Raw genomic sequence first — 20,651 nt, 5'->3', positions numbered from 1 at the left:
CCGCACGGCAGTCACAGACCGGACGAACAGGGGAGGAAGCCGTGACGAACACGAGCACAGCGCACACCCGCACCGGTGCCGCGCTCCGGGGCGGTGCGAAGCTGCACGGTCTGTCGAAGAGGTATGGGACCGGGGAGGCCGCCGTCGCCGCACTCGACGGGGTCGATCTGGAGCTGGACGCGGGTGAGTTGACGGTCGTGCTGGGGCCGAGCGGCTCGGGCAAGACGACGCTGCTGAACGTGCTGGGCGGCATCGAGCCGGCGAGCGGCGGTTCGCTGGAGGTCGCGGGCGTGGATCTGACCGGCAGGAACCCTCGCGAGCTGGCCGGCTTCCGGCGCGACCACGTCGGCTTCGTCTTCCAGTTCTTCAATCTGGTGCCCACGCTGACGGCCCGCGAGAACGTCGAGGTGATGGTCGAGCTGACGGGCCGCGGCGAACGGCGCGATGTCGCCGGGCTGTTGGAGTCCGTGGGGCTCGGCGACCGTGTCGACCGCTTCCCCGCACAGCTCTCCGGCGGCCAGCAGCAGCGCGTGGCGCTGGCCCGCGCCCTCGCCACCGACCCCGATCTGCTGCTCGCGGACGAACCCACCGGCGCCCTGGACGTGTCGACGGGCAAGGCCGTGCTGCGGCTGCTCCAGGAGACCAACCGCCGAGGGCGCGGTGTCCTGATGGTCACGCACAACGCCGCCGTCGCGCGGATGGCCCACCGGGTGGTGACCATGCGGGACGGACGTGTCGACTCGGTCGAGCGCAACTCCCGGCCCGCCGACGCCACCGACGTGGACTGGTGAGCGGCATGCACAGGGTCCTGCTCGCGAAGACGCGGCGTGATCTGCGGCGCCGGCTGCCCCAGTTCGCGGCGATCGGCGTGACCGTGATGGTCGGCGTGCTCCTGTTCGTCTCCGGTTACGACGCCTACCGCAATCTGGGGTCCAGCTACGAACACACCTATTCGCGGCTGCACTTCGCAGATCTGACCGCCTCGGGCGGCGACGCGCGGAAGGTCGCCGCCGCGGCACGCTCGGCGGACGGCGTCGAGTACGTGTCAACTCGTACGCAGGGCCGGCTCCCTGTCCGTGCCGGCGGCACGGAAGTGCTGGGCCGGGTCACGGGAACGCCCGCGGGCAGCCGGCCCGACGTGAACAGGGTCGACGTCGTCTCGGGGCACCGTCCGCGGGCGGGCGACACCTCCGGGGTGCTGGTGGAGCGGCACACCGCGCGGACCTTCGGGCTGTCGCCCGGGGACACGGTGCGGATGCACGACGATTCGCGCTGGCGCAAGGCGACGGTGCGGGGAGTGGCCGACTCTCCCGAGTATCTGTGGCCCGCCCTCACCCGCCAGCAAGTCCTCGGAGATCCGCACGACTTCGCGGTGTTCTTCGCGCCCGAGGCGTCCGTACACAAGCTGGCAGGGCGCACGCCGCAGACCCTCGTACGGCTGAGCGACGCGGCCCGAGGCGACGAGGCCGCGACCGACGCCGTCACCCGCCGCCTCCGCGCCGCAGGCGCCACGGACGTGCAGCCGCGGTCGGAGCAGCCATCGGACGCCGCGCTGAACGAGGACCTCGACGGCTTCTCGCAGCTGTCCGTCGCCTTCCCCGTGCTGTTCCTGTCGGCGGCCGCCGTGGCCGCGTACGTGCTGATCACGCGGCTGGTGCTGTCCGAGCGCACGGTCATCGCCACGTTCCTCGCGGCGGGAGCGCCGCGCGGCACCGTGGCGCGGCACTACCTCGGTCACGGGGTGCTCGCGGGCACTGGCGGTGCCGTGCTGGGCGTCACGCTGGGGGCGGTGGCGACCACGGCGATGACGCACGCCTACACCGCCGAACTCGGCATCCCCTACACCCTCGTGGAGCGGCGGCCATGGGTGATGGCGGCGGGCCTGCTCTTCGGAGTGGCCGTGGGACTGGTGGGCGGCGCCGCCCCGGCGTGGGCGACGACACGCACCGCACCCGCCGAGTCCATGCGCGGCGACGGCGGCACGCTGGGCCCGCCGGGCCCCTGGAGCAGGCTGCTGGCGCGGGCGCGGCGGCTGCCGCTGACACTGCGGCTGGCCCTGCGCGAGCTGGGCCGCAGCCGCCGCCGGACGCTGGCGACGATGCTGGGCGGTGTGCTCGCGCTGGTGCTGGTGCTGGCGTCCGCGGGGCTGGCGACGAGCATGAAGGCCGCCATGGACACGCAGTTCGGCACGGTCCAGCGGGAGGACGCCACGGTCACGACGGCCGCCGGTGCCGGTCCGGGCGCCGGTTCGGACGCCGATCGGGGCGCCGGTCCGGGCGCTGATCACGCCGCCAGCCGGGACACCGCCGGTCTGGCCCGTGCGCTGCGATCCGTCGACGGGGTGGCCGCCGTCGAGCCCACGACGACCGCGCGGGTCACGGCGACGGCCAACGGCGAGTCGTACGGCACCCCGCTGACGGGGTACCGGCCGCACACCGCCATGCACGGCTTCCGCACGCCCGGCGGTGCGGAGCGGCGGCTCCCCGCGGACGGGGTCCTGGCGGGCAAGGCGCTCGCCGCCCGGCTGCACCTGTCCACCGGCGACCGGTTCACGGTGCGCACCGCGGACGGCGGGCAGCGGCGGGTGCGGCTGTCGGGCCTGGTCGACGAGCCCATGGGCAGCGCGCTGTACGGCACGCAGGCCACCGTCGAGGCGGCGACCGGCCTCGGGACCAACGGCTACGCGCTGCGCTTCACCTCCAGCCCTGCCACGTCCGGCTCCGCAGCCTCGGGACCGGGCACCCCGGGACCCGCCGGATCCTCCTCGCACGACCGGATCCGCGAGGAGGTCACCGCGCTGGACGGCGTCGTCGCATACGCCGACTCGAAGGCCGTCAAGCGGCAGACCGACCGCTACATGACGCTCTTCCGGGTGTTCGTCGGCGTGATGCTGCTGCTGGGCGGCGTGCTGGCGCTGACGGTCATTCACGTGACGATGACCGTCAACATCGCAGAACGCACGAATGAGTTGGCCACTCTGCGCGCTTCCGGCGTGCCGCTGCGCCGCATAGCCGGGCTGCTCGCCGCCGAGAATCTGACGGCCACGGTGCTGGCCCTGCCCGTCGGCCTCGCCGCGGGCTTCGCGGCGGCCCGGGCGTCGCTGGAGTCGTTCTCCAGCGACATGCTGTCGATGCGGCTGGAGATCGGCTGGCCGGTCGTAGCGGGGGCGGCGGCAGCTGTGCTGGCCGCGTCGCTGCTCTCCCAGCTTCCGGCCGTACGGGCGGTGCAGCGCCTCGATGTCGCCCGCGTCGTGCGGGAGCGCGCGGGCTGACGGCCCGAGGGACGGGGCGGGCCGCCGGTGGTGACGAGCTGACCGCCGCCGGTCCGGTGCCGCCGCCGGTCCGGTACCGGCGGCGGCCGTGCCACCCGGGCGGTGTGACCCTTCTCTCCGCAGGTGCCCCGCGGAAGCCCGGTTGTCTGTTTCGCACCCGTCCGGGTGACCTGGGCCGATGGCGATTCCCGGGCGGTTTCCGGGAGTTGAGGGATCACTCGTGGCGGTTTTTGCCCGTACGGGACGGTGTGCTTACGGTCGCCATCGCTCGACACGTTCGCCATGGAAGCTGTGGCGAACTCCGCGATCGTTAGGAAACACTCACATGCTGTTCTCCGGAAACGGCCGTAACCGCGGGCCTGCGAAGGCCGCACGCCTCGCCGTCCTCGGCGGCGTCGCAAGCGCCGCCGTCGCCCTCCCGATGGTGACCGCGCCCGGGGCCCAGGCCGCCTCGACCGGCACCTGGGAGAAGGTCGCCGAGTGCGAGTCCAGTGGCAACTGGCAGGCCGACACGGGCAACGGCCACTACGGCGGCCTCCAGTTCTCCGACTCGAGCTGGAAGGCGGCGGGCGGTACGAAGTACGCGCCGCGCGCCGACCAGGCGACCAAGGAACAACAGATCGCCACCGCCGAGAAGTTGCTCGACCGGCAGGGCCCGGGCGCCTGGGCGTGCGCCGGTCAGGCGGGGCTGAGCGCCGACGACGGCGCGACACCGGCCGGCGGTTCGTCACCCGGCGGCGCATCGGACGACGACTCGTCCTCCGGAGGCTCCTCGTCCGGCGGCACGTCGTCGGGCGGCGGCTCGCACTCCTCCGGCAAGGGCGGCTACACCGTGAAGCCCGGCGACACCCTCGGCTCCATCGCCGAGTCCCACGGCGTCGGCCTGAAGAAGGTGTACGAGAACAACAAGTCCGTCATCGGCGGCGACGTCGACGTGATCCACCCGGGGCAGAAGCTGCAAATCGGCTGAGCCCTCCCCTCCGGCCCCGGCCCCGACGTGGGCCGGGCCGGGCCCCGGCTGCCGACTCCCGGCAGCCGGCCGTCCCGCGAGAAGAGCGCCGGGAACACACCGGGCCGATGCCCTCACCCCCGTCGAGGGCATCGGCCCGGTGTCCGGGCGCCTCGCGGCGCACGCCCATCGTGACACCCGAGCCCGCCGGCGCACATTGCCAGAATCCGGCAATGTCGGCGGGCTTCTGACGTCCTGTGAGCGACGGCGCCACGCGCAGGCGATGCCCGCGCGCGTGCCGCGTCCCGGAACACTTCACCACATGAGTGTGACAACCGCCGCCCCCCGGCGGGCACTTCCCCGCGGAGAGATCCGGCCGCCCCGTCGAGCCCTCACAGCTCCTTCGCGGGCCATCCCAGCAGCCGGGCCCCCATGACCGCCGCCTCCAGCGTGAAGCGCTGCAACGGATCGGCCGGGCTGTAGCCGGTGAGGGTGCGGATGCGCTCCAGGCGGTACGAGAGCGTGCGCACGCTCAGGCCCAGCCGCCGCGCCGCCTCGGCGTTGACATAGCCGGACGCGGCGCACACCGTCAGCGTCTCCAGCAGCGGCTCCGCTCCGCCGCGCGCCTTCGTCAGCGGCCCGAGCACGGTCCCGACCAGATCGGCCATCGCGCCCCGGTCCCGCAGCAGCACGGGGAAGACCAGCAGCTCGGAGGCGTTCATCCGCACTCCGTCCAGGGCGAGCCGGTCCGCGAGTTCGAGGGCGCCGAGCGCCTCCTCATAGCTGCGTACGATGCCGCCCGCGCCCGCGTGCTCCCGCCCCACGGCCGTGCGCCGCGCCCCGGGACAGCCCGCGCCCGGGCTCTCCGCGAGGCTCACGAAGTGCTCCAGCACGTCGCGGTCGCCGCTGGCGGCGATGCACACCAGACGTCCCTCCTTGGTCGACAGCAGCACGTCCCGCGGCCCGAAGCGCCCCAGCAGCTCCCGTTCGATGCGGCGCACCGTGCGGTGCACGTCGTCGTACTTCTCCTCCCCCACGGCCACCGCGACCGTGTGCACGCCCGCCAGCCGCAGCCCGAACCGCTGCGCGCGCTCGGCGAGGCTGCCCATGTCGCTGCGCCCGTGCAGCAGATCGTCGACGAACTCCCGCCGCTCGCCCTCCTCCTGGCGCACCGCCAGCCGCTGCGCGCGCTCGTGCCCCTCCCCCACCGCGGCGAGGGCGATCTCGACGGCGCCGAGCACCGCGTCTCCCGTACGGGCGCGCTCGGCCGCCGTGCCGGCGCGGTCGACTCCGGGCAGCGAGCCCCACAGCCGGCGCGTGCGCCCGAGGCACAGGCCGACGAGCTCGCGCAGCGCGAGGCCGCGTTCCGCCGCCCGCTCCCCGAACGCGCGGCACGCCTCCAGCTCGTCCCGTCGCGGCCTGCGCCCGGTCTCGGACGCGTCGGCCAGCAGCTCCGCATAGCGGCCGAGGAACTCCTCGGTCCCGCCGCCTCCGTCGTCTCCCCCGCACGGGCGCGGTCTGCTCTCGTCCACCGGGACAGCGTATGGGAGCAGCGAAGACGCGTGGGAACGGAAGTACGAGGCACGGTACGGTGGGCCCACCACCTCGCCGTATCGGTGCCGTGCCGGACCTCGTGCCGGATGCCGTGCCCGATGGCGTGACGGTTCGCGTGACCGATGTCGCAGGCGGCGTCACGTCCGGCGGGGTGCTGGTGTGCCGGGAAGTCTGGTCGGCGGCGTCTGCGGACGTCCCTGTCCCCTCGCGCCACCAGGAGCGTCCACGCATGTTCCCGCGGTCGACCCCCCGCCTCGCCCAAGTCCTGCGCACCGAGACCACCGGCGGCATCGTGCTGCTCGCGGCGACGCTCGCCGCGCTCGCCTGGGCGAACTCACCGCTCAGCGGCTCGTACGAGACCGCGGGCTCCTTCCGCTTCGGCGTCACGTCGCTGGGTCTCGAGATGTCCGTACGCCACTGGGCGTCCGAGGGCCTGCTCACCGTCTTCTTCTTCGTGGCCGGGGCGGAGCTGAAACGGGAGCTGGTCACGGGCGAGCTGCGCAGACCCGCCGCGGCGGCGCTGCCGGTCGTCGCCGCGGCCGCCGGTACGGCGTTGCCCGCGGCCGTCTACCTCGCCGTCAGCCACGCGGGCGGCGGCGGCCTGGGCGGCTGGGCCGTGCCGATGGCCACCGACATCGCCTTCGCGCTCGGCGTGCTGGCCGTCATCGGGTCCCATCTGCCGCCCGCGCTACGGGCGTTCCTGCTCACGCTCGCCGTCGTCGACGACCTCGGCGCGATCCTCGTCATCGCCGTCTTCTTCACCTCGGGCATCCACTGGGCGCCGCTGGCCGGCGCCCTGGCCGGGCTGGTGCTCTTCCGGGTGCTCCACGCCCGCCTGCACGTGCGCGGCTGGTACGTGTACGTGCCGCTGGCGGTGGCCGTGTGGGCGCTGACGCACAACAGCGGCGTGCACGCCACGGTCGCCGGTGTCGCCATGGGCATGCTGCTGAGGCCTTCGGCGGCCGGTCGTGCCGAGCACCTGCTGCGTCCGCTCTCGGCGGGCGTCGCCGTTCCGCTCTTCGCGCTCTTCGCCGCGGGCGTGACGGTCTCGGGCCCGGCGCTCGCGGGGATGTTCCGGCAGCCGGAGTCGCTGGGCGTCCTTCTCGGCCTGTTCGCGGGCAAGTTCGCGGGCGTCTTCGGCGGCACGTATCTGACGGCCCGCTTCACACGGGCCCGCCTCGATCCCGCGCTCGCCTGGCCCGACATCGCGGGTGTCTCGGCGCTCGCCGGTATCGGCTTCACGGTGTCGCTGCTGGTGACGGAGCTGGCGTTCACGGACCCCGGCACGGCGGAGAGCGTGAAGGCGGCGGTGCTGACGGGCTCGCTGGCAGCGGCGGCAGTGGCGTGCGCGGTGCTGAAGACCCGCGACGTCCGCTACAGGGCCGCGCGGGACGCGCAGGACGCGAGCGAGAACACGGAGTCGGTGTCGTGAACGACTGGCACAGCTGGGCCGCGATCGCCGTCTTCATCGGCGCCTACGCTCTGATCGTCAGCGAGAAGATCCACCGGGTCGCGGCCGCACTGGGCGGCGCGGCCCTGATGCTGGCGATCGGCGCGACCGACGACGAGGCCGCGTTCTACTCGCAGAGGACCGGCATCGACTGGAACGTCGTCTTCCTGCTGCTCGGCATGATGGTGATCGTCGGCGTGCTGCGGAAGACCGGCATGTTCGAGTACCTGGCGATCTGGTCGGTGAAGCGGGCACGCGGCAGGCCCTTCCGGGTCATGGCGATGCTGATCGCGATCACCTCCGTGGCCTCCGCGCTGCTGGACAACGTCACCACCGTGCTGCTGATCGCCCCCGTCACGCTGCTGGTGTGCGAACGCCTCGCGCTGCCCGCCGCACCCTTCCTGATCGCCGAGGTCATGGCGTCCAACATCGGCGGCACCGCCACCCTCGTGGGAGACCCGCCGAACATCATCATCGCCAGCCGCGCCGGGCTGACCTTCAACGACTTCGTCGTCCATCTGACGCCGCTCGCCGTGGTGTTGACGCTGGTGCTCATCGCCCTGTGCCGGCTGCTGTTCCGCGACGCGTTCGTGCACGACGAGAAGCGCGCGGCCGAGGTGATGGCGCTGGAGGAGCGCGAGGCGATCCGTGACCGGCGGCTGCTGGTGCAGGGCCTGATCGTGCTGGGGCTGGTCGTCGCGGGCTTCGTGCTGCATCCCGTGCTGCACTTCGAGCCGAGCGTCGTCGCCCTGCTGGGTGCCGGGCTGCTCGTCGCCGTCTCCTCGGTGCGGACCGGCGAGGTCCTCTCCGAGGTCGAGTGGCCGACGCTCGCCTTCTTCGCCGGACTGTTCGTGATGATCGGCGGGCTCATCGGCACAGGCGTCGTCGGCGAGGCGTCGAAGGCGCTGGCGGGCGCGATCGGGCAGCGGGAGCTGGGCGGTTCGATGCTGATGCTGGGCGGCTCGGCGGTGCTGTCGGCGGTGGTCGACAACATTCCGTACGTCGCCACGATGGCGCCCGTCACCGCCGATCTCGTCCACAGCATGGGCGGCGGCAGCGACCACGTCATGTGGTGGGCGCTGACGCTGGGCGCGGACCTCGGCGGGAACGCCACCGCGATCGGCGCGAGCGCCAACGTCGTGGTGCTCGGCATCGCAGAACGCAACCGGACGCCCATCACCTTCTGGCACTTCACCAAGTACGGTCTCGTCGTCACCGCCGTGACGGTCGCGCTGGCGGCGGTGTACGTGTGGCTGCGGTACTTCGCCCTGGCCTGATGATCCGCGGCAGCGGTCGAGATGGAGTTGGGAGTCCGTCGTGCGCGCATGTGATCTGGCCGTCCCATACGAGTCGGTCACCGTCGGCAGCGACGCCCTGGAGGCGGCACGGCTGATGGCCGGGCACCGGCTTCCCGCGCTGATCGTGCTCGGCGAAGGCGGCGAGCCGCGGGCGATCCTGCCCGCCTCTCAGATGCTCAAGACGCTGGTGCCGCCGTACGTGCTGGAGGACCCGGCCCTCGCGGCCGTCGTCGACGAGGAGCACGCCGACCGGCTCGCCGAGGCGCTGGAGGGCCACCGCGTCGGCGACTGCCTGCCGCCCGACGCCGGGCCGCCGCCCGTGGCGGACGCCGACGACACGCTGCTGGAGGTCGCCGCGCTGATGGCGCGGGTGCACAGCCCGCTCGTGGCGGTGACCGCCACGGGCGGTGGCGGGGGCACGGAACTGCTGGGCGTCGTCACCGCCTCGCACCTGCTCGGCGCGCTGCTCCTCAGCGGCGACTGAGCCCGGAGCGGTCGCGGGTCAGAGGACGGCCCGGCCGGGCGCCGTGCGCGTGTAGTGCAGCAGCACGACGCCGTTGCCGAAGGTGCGGGTGCCGGCGAGCGCGAGGGGAGTCCTCGCGTCCGACGGTTCGAAGAAGGGCCTGCCGCCGCCGAGGATCACGGGGTGCACGTACACGCGGTACTCGTCGATCAGGTCGTGCCTGCGGAAGGCCTCCGCCAGCACGGAGCCGCCGATGCTCATGTCGCCGCCGGGCCCGCGCTTCAGCTCGCGGATCCTCGCGGGGTCGACCTCCCGCTCGACGGTCGTCTCCGGATCGTCCGCCCGCTCCAGCGTCCTGGAGAAGACGATCTTGGGTGTCTCCCGCCAGATTCCGGCGAACTCCGCCTCGGGCCCGGAGCTGGCCGGATCGGCGTCGGCGTTCGGCCAGACCCGGGACATCAGCTCGTAGTTGACGCGCCCCATCAGGAAGGCGCTCAGGCCCCGCAGTTGCTCGTTGAAGTGGGTGTGCAGCTCGTCGTCGACCATGTGCCAGTCGAGCCCGCCGTCCGGGCCCTCGAAGCAGCCGTCCAGCGACAGCGACACCGGCAGAACGATCTTCCTCATGCTCCGGTCCCTTCGTCGTACGAATGCCGACCGGGGCGCGGCGCGCAACTCATCGCCCGCGGCGTCACGGACCGCTCCTGCCGGGCCGCTTGCGGCCGATCCGCCACAGCGGTGGACCGCGCGCCGCCGCGGCGTGCCCGCCGGGCCGCCCGGGAGCGCCACCGTGAGGCTGACGGCTGTGAATTCCGGTGCGGACGGGACGGGCGGTGCGGGGGACGGAGCGCGGGACGGGACGGAGGGCGGGACGGAGGCCGAGGGCGGGGCGGAGGCCGAGGGCGGGGCGGGCGGTGCGCTCACGGTGCGGCTGCCGGTGGAGCTGATGCGGCCGAAGCCGGTCGAGGCCGTGCCCGGCGGCCCGGGCTGGCACCACTCCGTGAAACTCGACGGCTGGCGCGTCGCCCTCGCCGTCACCACCCGGGGCGTACGGATCCACTCGCGCAGCAAGCGTGACGTGACCCGCCAGTTCCCCGAACTCGCCGAAGCCGCCGGGCAGTTGGGCACGGGAACCGTCATCGACGGCGAAGTGGTCGTGTGGAACGAGCAGGAGGGACGCTTCGACTTCGAGGCCGTGCAGTCCAGGGGCCTGGCGAAACGGGCCCGCAGGACTCCCGGGGCCATCCTGGTCGCCTTCGACGTGCTCGCCGCGCCGTACACCGATCTGCGGTCCGAGCCGCTGAGCACGCGCTGGCCGCGGCTGCTGAGCATCGCGGGACAGGCGGGCCCGGAGATCCAGTCGGTGCTCGCCACGGACGACGCGGCACGTGCCCGGGAGTGGATGCGGGACATGAGGCCGCAGGGCGTCGAGGGCATCGTCTCCAAACGCTGGGACTCCCCCTACCGTCCGGGCGAACCACGCGCCGCCTGGCGGAAGGTGAGATCGGCGGACACCGTCGACGCGCGCCTCGCCGGGGTCACCGGACCGGAGCGGCGGCCCTGGGGCGCCGTCGTCGACCTGCCCGACGGGCGCCGCGCCGTGACCACGCCCCGGCTCGCACCGGTCGCCGCGGCGCAGCTGGGCGGCGCCGTCGCCGGGCGGCTCGGCGAGGAGACCGAGGACGACCGACTCGACGTACGGTGGCGGCCGTTGAGGGCCGCGACGGCCGAGCCGCTGACCGTCGAGGTACGGGTGCGGACGGGCCGCGTACCGCTGGTTCGATACGTGCGCCTGCGCGCAGACGTCTGACGGCCTGACCCCCGCCCTCCTGCGCGGATCCCCGCGCCCGGCCTGCACGCCCGCGATTGCGCGTACGGCTTGCGCGCGCGACTTGGCGTTGGGCTTGCATGCCCGGCCCGCGCACCCGACTTGGACGTCCGCGGCTTGCGCGCCTGACTTGCGTGCCCATTGCGCGTCCGGCTTGCGTGCCCGGGCTGGCCCTCCAACTTGCGTGCACGGCTTGCGCGTTCAGCTTGCGTACTCGGATCGCGTGCCCGCCGCGTCCACGACGTCGGGGTCGCGGCCGAGTACGAGGTGTCCGATGCGGCGGTCGCCGCCACCAGCGGGTGGACGCCGGAGTGCGTGAGTGCCGCCGCCGCTTCGAGCACGTACGTACGGGCGTCCTCCGGCGGGTACGCCGAGCGCAGCGCGGCCAGGCACTTCTCCAGGCCGGGGCGGCGGCGCCGAACGCCCCCCCAGGTGCCGGTGATGTGCCAGCCCAGATCGTAGTGCGAGGGCGAAACGGCCACGCCCAGGCGGAGTTGGAGCCGACTTGCGCGTACGGCTCCGCGTACCGCCTACGCCTGCGGTCGGCCGGACCCGCGCGTCAGCGCGAGGCCGCGTCCGCCAGGTCCTCCGCCGCGTCCGTCAGCAGGTCCGCCGTGCGCAGCGCCACCGAGGGGGACGGGCGGTCCGACTCCAGCTCCCACCAGCGCGACAGCGCGTCGTGCACCGGGCCCCAGTCGGGGGTGCGGCCCTCGCGGACCGCCGCCACCGCGTCCGGCAGCGCGGTCCGCACGGCCTCCGAGTAGTCGGCGGCGCCCGCGCTGGGCTCCGCGTCGCGGTCCGGCAGATGGGCCTCCAGCAGCATCGTGACCCGGCCCAGGGTGACCATCGCGGACTGTGCCGCCGACGCCGAGCGCCGCGACAGACCGCCACGGTGACGTACGGGTTCGGCGCCCGCCCTCGTCGCCGTCTGGTCCCATTCCTGGCGCGCGGCACGCGTGTCGAGCAGCGCCTCGCGGACCTTGCGGTACGGATGCGCGGGGGCGGGCGTGCCGACGACGCCCGCCGCGGGACCCGCCGGTCCGGCGAAGCAGTCGAAGACGGCGACGGTGTAACTCCCCGTCGCCTCAAGCCAGTCGGCGAGCCGGCCCCTCAACTGCGGTGTCTCCCACGCCGGGAAGAGCGCATAGCTGAGCATGGCCAGCGCACCGCCGAGCGCCGTCAGCCAGATCCGCTCCAGCACGGTCTGCGACCACGTCGAGCCGGCGGTGCCCAGCAGGAAGACGACGTAAGCGCCGATGCACGCCGAGGTGATGGCGTAGCCGGTGCGCATCAGCAGGTACATGCAGCCGGCGCTGGCCACCGCCAGCACGGCGCTCGCGTACGGCGGCGGATGCGCCAGCGCGGTCAGGGTGCCCGCGAGCCCCACCCCGAAGAGCGTCCCGACGACGCGCGCCACGCCCCGCTCGTACGTACGGGAGAAGTCGGGCCGCATCACCATCACGGCCGTCAGCGGCGCCCAGTAGCCGTGCTCGGGCGGCAGCGCCTTGCCCAGCAGATAGCTCGCGGCGACGACGGCGGCGACGCGCAGCGCGTGCCTGCATACCGGGGACGACCAGCGCAGCTCGCGCCGGAAGGTGCGCAGCGCGACGGGCGCGAGCACCGCGAGCGACGGCTGGCTGAGGTGGCGCGGCGGCACGGGCTGCGCGGGCCGGGCGTCCGCCTCGGTGTCGGCGTAGACGTCGGCGTCCTCGACGCTGTCGGGCCGCGCGGGCATCTGCCAGGTCGCGCGGGGGAACAGCGGCAGGGAGCGGGTGACCTCGACCGGTTCCTGCGCGGCGTCGACGGCGTCCTGGGTGAGGGCGATCAGCCGCATCGCGGCCTTGCGCGCCGGGCCGCTCAACACCGGTCCGGTCTCGGGGACTTGGAGCACGTCGAGGGCGTCCTCGGGCAGGCGCACGCGCTCGCCGCGGCGGACCGCGCGAGCGGTCGCGTCCAGCACGGTCGCGGCCGCCTGGAGCAACTCCCTTACGCGGTCCCGCTCACGGCCCACCATCGGCGCACCGACGACGGGGTCGGCGAGCGAGGCGAGCACCGGCCGGAAGCGCTCGGCCAGGCCCCGGTACCCGCCGAGCTGACGCGGGCGGCGGCGGGCCTGGCGGGGTGTCACGGCGGCGGCGCTGCGGGCCTCCATCAGCGGCTTGGGGTCGAAGGACGCACCGGGGTCGTGGCGCAGCCGGCGCGCGTAGTCGGAGACGGCGGCGAGGGCGTCGGCCAGCGCGTCGCGGCGCTCGCCCCACGGCCGTACGGGCACGAGCACGATCAGCGCGGCCTGCACGCAGCCGCCCGCCGCGATGAGCAACGCGTGGACGAGGGCGCCGAGCACGGTGGTCGGCAGCGTGACGGTCACGAGCATGCAGGCCACCGTCGAGGACGCCACGACGCCCGCGGTCGGCCCCAGCCCCCAGGCCAGACCGGAGGCGAACGCCCAGGCGGCGAGGAGCAGTACGAAGGCGGCGGGATGCGCGACGACCAGATAGCCGACGAACGTCGACAGGGCCAGCGCCGCACCCGCGCACAGCGCCAGCACCGGGCGCGGACGCCAGCTGCGCTGGAACGTCGCCACCCCCGAGGAGAACGCGCCGAACGCCGACGCCACCGCGAGCCCGGGCGACCCCAGCGACAGCGTCACCAGCACGATGATCGCGACACCGGCGGCGGCACGCAGCGCGATGAGCGGCGTCAGCTTGGCACGCTCGACCGACAGTCCGGACCGCGCCGTCTCCCCGAACGCACGGAACCAGGGCAGGACTCGCATGCCGTCGAGCTTACGGGGGCGTGCCGGGGCCAACCCCCGAGGTCACAGGGGGGAACGGGGTGCCGGTGGTCACATCTCCCGCGCGGCCACCTTCGCCTCGAACGCGGCGAGCGCGGCGGCACCGACCGCCTTGTCCTGTTCTCCGTTGCCGCCGCTGACCCCGACCGCGCCCACGACCTGCCCCTCGTACACGACGGGAAAGCCCCCGACGAAGGCGGCGAACCGTCCCGGATGCATGTGCTGGATGCCGAAGGCCTCGTTGCCGGGCAGCGCGGGCCCGTTGGGCTCCTCGTTGAACAGGTGGGTGGAGCGCTGGTGTCCGGCCGCGGTGAACGCCTTGGCGACGGCGATCTCCACGCCCGTCAGGCGGGCTCCCGTCATCCGGTGCAGCGCCACGGGATGCGCGCCGTCGTCGGCGATGCAGATCGTCTGCTTCACACCGATCCGCTCGGCCTCCGCCTCCGCGGCCTCCAGCATGATCAGGGCGTCCTCGAGGGTCAGGCGGTGCTGGGTGTACATCAGCTCTCCTGGTAGTCGCAGTACACGGTCTTGGTGTCGGTGACGAAGTCGAGGGCACCGCGGCCCCCTTCGGGGAACGCGCCGGAGCTGGAGGCGCCCCAGCCGCCGAAGGGAGGCGCCACGCCGTTCCCGGTCGTACGGTCGTTGACCTTGACCACGCCGCACCGGACCTCGCGCATGAAGCGGCCCGCCGTGCCCAGATCGCGGGTGTGCACGGCCGAGACCAGGCCGTGCGGTGTGGAGTTGACGACGCGGATGCCCTCGCCGGTCCCGTCGACGGGGACGACGGCGAGCACCGGACCGAAGATCTCAGCGGTGACCGCGGGGTGGTCCTCGGGGACGTCCTCCAGCAGTACGGGCACGACCCAGTGGCCGTCCGGGTCGAGGCCGGGCAGCAGCGTCCCCTCGGCGGTGACCTTCGCGCCCTGCTCGCGGGCGGAGTCGACGAGCGCGGTGAGCCGGTCGCGGCGGTCGCGGGTGGCGACCGGCCCGAGGCCGGCCTCGCCGTCGTCGCCGCGGCCCACTCGCAGCGCCGTGACCTGCTCGCGCAGCAGCCCGGAGAACTCCTCCAGCACGGAACGGTCCACGAGCACCCGGTCCGTGGCCGTGCACACCTGGCCCGACAGACCGAAGGCGCCGCCCGCCACGGCCGCGGCGGCGCGCGGAAGGTCGGCGTCGGCGCAGACGAGGGCCGCGTTGTGGCCGCCGAGTTCGAACTGGCGCCGGGCGGGCGGGTTCGCCGTGCGCTGGAGGTGAGCGCCGACGGCGTCGGAACCGGTGAAGGTGACGGCACGCACCTGGCTCGCGCCGACGAGGGCCGACATCGCGTCGTGCGAGTCGCCGTGCAGCACCGGCAGCACCTCTTCGGGCACACCGGCGCGGTGGCAGGCCCCGGCCAGATACTCGCCGCAGGCGGCGGCCACCGGTGAGGGCTTGAAGACCACCGCGTTGCCCGCGGCGAGCGCCGGGGCGATCTTGCGCGCGGCCAGCGAGACGGGGAAGTTCCACGGCGTGATCGCGACGACGACGCCGAGCGGAACGCGCATCGTCCACGCCGACAGCGAAGCCGACTCCCGGGGGTAGGTGACGCCCTCGACCATGAAGGCCAGCTGCGCGGAGAGCCTGAACTGCTCGACGGTCTTGCCCACTTCGCCCTTGGCGGCGCTCAGCGGTTTGCCCTGCTCGCGGGTGATCAGCCGGGCCAGGGTGCCGGCTTCGTCCTCAAGCAGGTCGGCGGCGCGGCCGAGCACCTGGGCGCGGCGGCCGGCAGGCAGGGCCGCCCAGGCCGTCGCGGCCTCGTCGGCGCGTGCGACCGCCTCGGCGGCCGAGGCGGGGGTGGCGGCCGTGAACGTGCCGACGGTCCGGGAGGGCTCGGCCGGATCGGTCGAGACGACGGTCCCGGCGGCGACGGCAGTATCGGGGGCGACGGAGGTATCCGTGGAGACGGCGGTGGGGGGCTGCGCGTCCGGTTCGGGGCCGTGAGCGGGACCGTGACCGGGGCCGTGAGCGGGGCCGTGAGCGGGGCCGCTTGCGTCCGCTTCCGGACCTGTGCCGTCCGTCCGCGGGCCGGTGACGCCCTCCCGGACTGGGCTTTCCTGCGATCTCGACAAGTCGGCCTCCTGTTCCGCATGGTTGGTGTGCAGTGATGAACGGCACCGGGTGACGGTCGCTGTGGCCGCAGCATCCGCCGGCGCCGTGGGGCGCATCCGCCAGACGTACTCGCAGTCTTCGCCCGGCCCGGCAGGGACCGCTTCGTACATTCCGCACCCACGCCGCTGAAGGATGTAGGCACATGGCACACTCCCCGGACCCCTCCCGCTCCCCGGCACTCTCGCCGGATCCGGCCCAGGACCCGGCCCCGGCACCGGACCCAGGACCCGGCCCGGACCGGGTTCCGGCCCCCGCCCACGAACCCGGTCACGTGCACGCGTACGACCCCGCGCACGATCCCGCGCACCACCCGGAGACGGGCGAGGTGCTCGGTGAGCGGCTCACCGTCGGGGCGCTGCTCGGGGAACCCGTGCTGCGCGGCCGGCTGCTCGGCGGCGAGGCCGGGCTGCACCAGCCGGTCACCTGGTGTCTTCCGCTCTCGGAGGTCGAAGGGGAGCGCGAGCGCGGGGGCGGGGATCTGCTCGGCGTGGCCGTGCACGCCCCGGCGGGCAGGTTCCGTACGGCGGAGCACGCGAGCGCCGTGGTGGAGGACCTGGCCAGGCGCGGCGCGGCCGCGCTGCTGGTGCGACCGCGCGCGGGGAGCGGCGGCGGGGCCGCCGCCGACCTGGCCGGTGCCGTCCGCGCCGCCGACGGTGCGGGGCTCCCCCTCGTGGGGCTGCCGTCGGAGGCCGACTACCGCAGCATCGGCCGCCTGGTGGCGGTGAAGACCCTGGCCGGGTCGGCGCACGTGCTGGAGTACAGCGTGCGTGTGCACCGCACGCTCAGCGAGGTGTTCACCGCCGGTACGGGACTGCCCGCGCTCGCGCACGCCATGGCGGGCCTCGCCCAGGCCGGGCTGGTGATCCTCGACGCCGACGGCGAAGTGCTGGCGTCGGCGGGCAACGGGGAGCGGGCCGCGGAGACCGGGACCGTGCACAGCGGGACGGCGGACAACGGGACCGCGGACAACGGGACCGGGGAGGCCGGGGCCCGGGAGGCGGGGGACGCCGGGGAGGACAGGACAGGAGACGTCGGGGCAGGCGCAGGGGACGCGCACGGGCTGGCCGCTCATCTGCCGCCACGCGCCGGCCGGCAGGGCGGCGGCCACGGCGAACACGGGGCGCGCGACGTGGTGTTCCGCACGGCGCGGGGCGCCACCGTGCACGCCGTCGTCGCACCGTTCGGGGTGGCGGGCGCCGTGTACGGCACAGTCGCCGTCGTCGAGCCCGTCGTACCGGCCGAGCCGCACGACCTGGCGCAGCACCGGGTGATCGTGGAACAGGGGGCGCCGCTGATCGCCTCCGAGCTGCTGCGGCAGCGGTCGGTGGCCGAGGCGGAGGAGCGTGCGCGGGACGACTTCCTGGACACGCTGGTGCACGGTCGCTTCACCGACGTACACGAACTGGAGGCCCGCTCCCGGCACTACAGATTCGACATGCGGGCCCGGCACGCGGTCTTCGCCGCGGCGGTGCCCCCGCTCGAAGGGGCGCGGGCGCAGAGCCTGCTGCGGGTCGTCGGGGGACTGAACGGTGCGGCCGGTCCCGGCGGGACCGCAGGTGCCGCCGGCGGCCTCACCCTCGCCGCGTACGTGGGCAAACTGCTTGTCGTCGTACGGCAGTTGGCGTCACCCGGCTCCTCAAAGCACTTCGACGCCTCGGCGCAGCAGGAGGAGATACGGTCCTTCGGCGAGGTCGTGCACAAGGCGGTGCGCAACCACCTGGGCGCCGAGGCCCAGGTCGCGCACGGCCGCGGCGCGGTGGGCGCCGCGGGCGTCGCGGAGAGCTACCGCGAGGCCCGCATCGCGCTGGAGCTGTCACGCCGCGTTGACGTGCCCATCGTGTGCGGCTACGACAGGCTGCGGGTGTTCGCCGCGATCGAGGCGGCCGCCTCCGGCGAGCAGGGACGCGCCTTCGCCGAGGAGATCCTCCAGCCGCTGCGGCGGGCCGACGGGCAGACGGGCAACCTGGAGCAGGTCGTCCTCGCGTACATCGCCGAGTCGGGCAATCTCAACGCCGCCGCGCGCCGCCTCCAGCTGCACCGCAACACCATGCTCTACAAACTCGAACGTGCCTCGCGGGCGCTTCAGATGGACATGCGTTCCTCGGAGACCCAGTTCACGGTGTGGCTGGCGCACTGCATCCACACGCTCAACGACTCGCTGCGGGTGCTCGACGTGGAGCTGGCACCGCCGGTGCCGGGCGAGGGCGTCACTGGCTGAGGGTCGCCTCCCGGGCGTCACCGCCGGTGTTCCGTACGACGCGGCCCGGCGGTGCGGAACCCGCGCACGCGGTCACGGCGCCGAGCGCCACCACCGCCGCGCACACGGAGAACAGTTCCACCAGGTCCCCGGGGCGCGCCCCGAGCAGCGCGACGAGCGCCGAGCCCAGTGCCGTACCGCCGAAGCGCACCAGATTGAACAGTCCGAGCCCGGCCCCGGAGGCACCGGCCCGCGAGCGCGAAGCGCCCGTGGCGGCCGGAGTCTGCACACACGCCACTCCGCAGCCGACCACCAGCAGCGCGGCGAGCACCGGCACCGGCCCGCCGCCAGCTCCCACGGCGACGGCGAGCCCCAACTGCCCCGTCATCAGGGCCAGCAGCCCGCCGAGCATGACCGGGCGCCCGCCGAGGCGTTCCGTGCCGATCCCCGCGACGGGCGCCAGCAGCGCCATCGCCAGCGGAAGGGCCAGCACCGTCATCCCCGCCGTGCCCGTGGAGAGTCCGCACCCACGCACCAGATGCAGGGGAGCCGCGAGCAGGGTCGCGCCGAGGGCGAACATCTGCACGGCGACGGCGACCGCGGACCGCACATAGCGCCCGTCGAGCAGATCGCGCGGAGGCAGGAACGCATCCGCCCGTCCCGTCTCCGTACGTATGAACAAGACCAGCGCGCACACCCCCGCGGCCGCCACAGCCCACACCGCCGGCGAGTGGGCGCCCAGCGCGGGAAGCGAGGAGAGCGCCCCGAGCAGCAGACCCGCGCCGCAGGTGAGGAGCGCGGCACCACGCCACTCCAGCGGCTCGGACGAGGCGCGCTCGGACGGAGCGCGCTCGGACGGAGCGCGCTCGGACGGGGCGCGCGGAACGTCTCCGGCGGTACGTGGCGGCTTCGGCAGCAGGCGCAGCCCGGCGAGCACCGAGAGCAGCGACAGCGGCACGATCGGCCAGAACACCGCCTGCCAGCCCGCGAATTCGGCGAGCAGCCCGCCCGCGACGGGCCCGAGGGTCTGGCCCGCGCCGTTCGCGGCCGCCCACAGTGAGAGGGCGCGGCCGCGCCGCCGCGCGCCCATCGCCCGTACGACGAGCACCATCACGGCGGGCAGCACCGGCGCCGCGGACACGCCCTGCACCAGCCGGAACGCGACGAGTACGGGCAGCGATCCCGCGAAGGCGGCCCCTGCGGAGCCCGCCGCCATGCCCAGCATCGCCAGGCAGAAGACCCTGCGGTGCCCGAAGCGGTCGCCGAGCCAGCCGGAGACCGGCATCAGCATCGCGAAGACGACGGTGAAGGAGGTGGCGACCAACACCCCTGCGGTGAGCGGCGCGTGGAGGCCGCGGAGGATGTCGGCCATCGGGACGTTGACGACCGTGTTGGCCATGGTGGTCGTCGTCGTGGCCGTCAGCAGAGGCAGCAGGGCGAGGGACGCGCGAGCGTCACGTCCGCCGCCGCCCCGGGCGTCCCGGACCTCCCGGACGTCCAACTCGTCCTCGCCGCCCGCGTCGTAGCGGTCATCGCGGCCGTCGCCCCCGTCGTAGCGGCCGCGGCCGTCGCGGCCGTCCCGGGCCTCCCCGGCCTCCCGGACGTCCCCGGCGTCCCCGGACTCCCCGGACTCCCGGACGTCCCCGGCGTCCCCGGCCTCCCCGGCCTCCCCGGCCTCCCCGGCCTCCCCGGCCTCCCCGGCCTCCCGGACGTTCCCGGCGTCCCCGGCGTCCCCGGCGTCCAACTCGTCCTCGCCGCCCGCGTCATCGCGGCCGTCGCGGCCGTCGCGGCCGTCGCGGCCGTCGTAGCGGTCGCGGTCGTCGTAGCGGTCGCGGTCGTCGTAGCGGTCGCGGTCGTCGTAGCGGTCGCGGTCGTCGTAGCGGTCGCGGTCGTCGTAGCGGTCGCGGTCGTCGTAGCGGTCGCGGTCGTCGCGATCCTCGCGGTTCTCGCGACTCGTGCCGGACGCGGCTACCCGGGGTGCGTCCGCCTCAGCCACGGCGGTCGTTCGCCGGTCCGCCCGCGGGCAGGTCGTCCGGCACGTCATCCGTTACGACGTCCGGCACGTCGGTACGCACATCGACCGGGTCCGCAGGGCCAGCCGGGGCAGCCGGGCCCGCAGGGTCCGCAAGGCCGGCCGGGCCGGCCGCCGACTCCCGTACGGACGCCGTGAGTTCGACCTCCACGGGCGCGCCCGACGGCAGCGACCGCACGCCGATCGCGCTGCGCGCGGGCAGGGCCGTCACCGTGGGCTCATCCGCACCGGACCGCGCCGCATGGTCCGCGAGCGCCTCCGCGAGCCCGTCGGATGCGCCGTCCGCCACCGCCGACAGCTCGGTGAAGCCCTCGGCGCACGCCACGTAGACGGTCATGCGCAGACAGCGCCGCAGCCGCGAACTCCCCGGTATCGCCTCGGTGATGGCCGCGAGCGCGTTGCGCGCGGCGAGGCCCGCGGCCTGCCGTGCCGTCGCGGCGTCCACTCCGGAGCCGACGAGCCCCCGCACGGTGAGCCGGTCGCCGTCGCGCGGCGTCATCCCCGCGCTCACCGCGATGCCGCCGTCCACGACGGCCGCCGCGTACCGGCCCTGGGGCCGCGGCGGTGCCGCCTTCCCGCTCGCCCTCGTCGCCTCTGCCACCACGGCACTATGCGGTACGGAACGGCCCGGCCGCCATGTGCGGAATTCACGGAACCCCGTGGGCCG

Annotated in this window: 15 protein-coding genes; 8 read left to right on the top strand and 7 right to left on the bottom strand. The window is 74.4% G+C overall.

The features are described from left to right. Window positions 1-41: 41 nt before the first annotated feature. The 3 genes from HCC61_RS01280 to HCC61_RS01270 all read left to right on the top strand — a co-directional run bounded on the left by HCC61_RS01280 (window position 42) and on the right by HCC61_RS01270 (window position 4,241). The gene (locus HCC61_RS01280) at window positions 42-791 is read left to right on the top strand and encodes an ABC transporter ATP-binding protein (protein WP_169133333.1); all 750 of its coding nucleotides are present in this window, start codon (window positions 42-44) and stop codon (window positions 789-791) included. A gap of 5 nt (window positions 792-796) precedes the next feature. After that, complete coding sequence (locus HCC61_RS01275; RefSeq protein ID WP_169133332.1) at window positions 797-3,271, top strand: ABC transporter permease; 2,475 nt, start codon at window positions 797-799, stop codon at window positions 3,269-3,271. Window positions 3,272-3,596: 325 nt separating this feature from the next. Then, the gene (locus tag HCC61_RS01270; protein WP_169133331.1) at window positions 3,597-4,241 is read left to right on the top strand and encodes a transglycosylase family protein; all 645 of its coding nucleotides are present in this window, start codon (window positions 3,597-3,599) and stop codon (window positions 4,239-4,241) included. A gap of 371 nt (window positions 4,242-4,612) precedes the next feature. Here the strand turns inward: HCC61_RS01270 and HCC61_RS01265 are convergent, their stop codons facing one another. After that, entirely contained in the window at window positions 4,613-5,752 is a 1,140-nt protein-coding gene (locus HCC61_RS01265; protein WP_169133330.1) for a helix-turn-helix domain-containing protein, read from the bottom strand. Window positions 5,753-6,003: 251 nt separating this feature from the next. Between HCC61_RS01265 and nhaA the strand changes: the two genes are divergently transcribed. Genes nhaA through HCC61_RS01250 form a run of 3 tightly spaced genes read left to right on the top strand, consistent with a single transcriptional unit; the run spans window position 6,004 to window position 9,006 of the window. Then, window positions 6,004-7,206 carry a Na+/H+ antiporter NhaA gene (gene nhaA, locus HCC61_RS01260; RefSeq protein ID WP_169133329.1) on the top strand — a complete coding sequence of 401 codons (1,203 nt, stop codon included), beginning with the start codon at window positions 6,004-6,006 and terminating at the stop codon, window positions 7,204-7,206. Next, complete coding sequence (locus HCC61_RS01255; protein ID WP_169133328.1) at window positions 7,203-8,501, top strand: ArsB/NhaD family transporter; 1,299 nt, start codon at window positions 7,203-7,205, stop codon at window positions 8,499-8,501. The genes nhaA and HCC61_RS01255 overlap by 4 nt, the downstream gene beginning before the upstream one ends. A gap of 40 nt (window positions 8,502-8,541) precedes the next feature. Then, window positions 8,542-9,006 (top strand): CBS domain-containing protein, encoded by a 465-nt coding sequence (locus HCC61_RS01250; RefSeq protein ID WP_169133327.1) that lies wholly within the window; start codon window positions 8,542-8,544, stop codon window positions 9,004-9,006. A gap of 18 nt (window positions 9,007-9,024) precedes the next feature. Here HCC61_RS01250 and HCC61_RS01245 read toward each other — a convergent pair whose 3' ends face one another. Then, window positions 9,025-9,609 (bottom strand): dihydrofolate reductase family protein, encoded by a 585-nt coding sequence (locus HCC61_RS01245; RefSeq protein WP_169133326.1) that lies wholly within the window; start codon window positions 9,607-9,609, stop codon window positions 9,025-9,027. Between the two features lie 163 nt (window positions 9,610-9,772). On the opposite strand from HCC61_RS01245, the gene HCC61_RS01240 reads away from it, so the two are divergent. Next, a complete protein-coding gene (locus HCC61_RS01240; RefSeq protein WP_169133325.1) occupies window positions 9,773-10,792 on the top strand; it encodes a hypothetical protein in 1,020 nt (339 codons plus the stop codon). A 577-nt stretch (window positions 10,793-11,369) separates the two neighbouring features. Here HCC61_RS01240 and HCC61_RS01235 read toward each other — a convergent pair. The 3 genes from HCC61_RS01235 to HCC61_RS01225 all read right to left on the bottom strand — a co-directional run bounded on the left by HCC61_RS01235 (window position 11,370) and on the right by HCC61_RS01225 (window position 15,715). Continuing rightward, window positions 11,370-13,586, bottom strand: coding sequence for an FUSC family protein (locus tag HCC61_RS01235; RefSeq protein ID WP_169133324.1), 2,217 nt, complete (start codon window positions 13,584-13,586; stop codon window positions 11,370-11,372). Window positions 13,587-13,655: 69 nt separating this feature from the next. Next, complete coding sequence (locus tag HCC61_RS01230; RefSeq protein WP_169133323.1) at window positions 13,656-14,105, bottom strand: heme-binding protein; 450 nt, start codon at window positions 14,103-14,105, stop codon at window positions 13,656-13,658. After that, window positions 14,105-15,715, bottom strand: coding sequence for an aldehyde dehydrogenase family protein (locus HCC61_RS01225; protein WP_240968342.1), 1,611 nt, complete (start codon window positions 15,713-15,715; stop codon window positions 14,105-14,107). The genes HCC61_RS01230 and HCC61_RS01225 overlap by 1 nt, the downstream gene beginning before the upstream one ends. Before the next feature lie 182 nt (window positions 15,716-15,897). Here HCC61_RS01225 and HCC61_RS01220 point away from each other — a divergent pair, with 182 nt between their 5' ends. After that, window positions 15,898-17,973 carry a helix-turn-helix domain-containing protein gene (locus tag HCC61_RS01220; RefSeq protein ID WP_169133321.1) on the top strand — a complete coding sequence of 692 codons (2,076 nt, stop codon included), beginning with the start codon at window positions 15,898-15,900 and terminating at the stop codon, window positions 17,971-17,973. Here the strand turns inward: HCC61_RS01220 and HCC61_RS01215 are convergent. Beyond that, window positions 17,963-19,948 carry an MFS transporter gene (locus tag HCC61_RS01215; protein WP_346776962.1) on the bottom strand — a complete coding sequence of 662 codons (1,986 nt, stop codon included), beginning with the start codon at window positions 19,946-19,948 and terminating at the stop codon, window positions 17,963-17,965. The genes HCC61_RS01220 and HCC61_RS01215 overlap by 11 nt on opposite strands. Further along, window positions 19,941-20,585, bottom strand: a complete 645-nt coding sequence (locus tag HCC61_RS01210; RefSeq protein ID WP_169133320.1) for a RidA family protein — start codon at window positions 20,583-20,585, stop codon at window positions 19,941-19,943. Before HCC61_RS01210 ends, HCC61_RS01215 begins: the two co-directional genes overlap by 8 nt. Window positions 20,586-20,651: the final 66 nt, after the last annotated feature.

Source organism: Streptomyces sp. HNM0575, from assembly GCF_012726265.1.
In the GTDB taxonomy this organism is placed as follows: domain Bacteria; phylum Actinomycetota; class Actinomycetes; order Streptomycetales; family Streptomycetaceae; genus Streptomyces.
The sequence above is the reverse complement of the archived record's forward strand: the minus strand, read 5'-3'. Positions and strand labels throughout refer to the sequence as shown.

Coding starts and splice junctions, on each gene's coding strand:
- HCC61_RS01275 (WP_169133332.1), top strand. CDS start 797: ATGCACAGGGTCCTGCTCGCGAAGACGCGGCGTGATCTGCGGCGCCGG.
- HCC61_RS01235 (WP_169133324.1), bottom strand. CDS start 13,586: ATGCGAGTCCTGCCCTGGTTCCGTGCGTTCGGGGAGACGGCGCGGTCC.
- HCC61_RS01230 (WP_169133323.1), bottom strand. CDS start 14,105: ATGTACACCCAGCACCGCCTGACCCTCGAGGACGCCCTGATCATGCTG.
- nhaA (WP_169133329.1), top strand. CDS start 6,004: ATGTTCCCGCGGTCGACCCCCCGCCTCGCCCAAGTCCTGCGCACCGAG.
- HCC61_RS01245 (WP_169133326.1), bottom strand. CDS start 9,609: ATGAGGAAGATCGTTCTGCCGGTGTCGCTGTCGCTGGACGGCTGCTTC.
- HCC61_RS01220 (WP_169133321.1), top strand. CDS start 15,898: ATGGCACACTCCCCGGACCCCTCCCGCTCCCCGGCACTCTCGCCGGAT.
- HCC61_RS01270 (WP_169133331.1), top strand. CDS start 3,597: ATGCTGTTCTCCGGAAACGGCCGTAACCGCGGGCCTGCGAAGGCCGCA.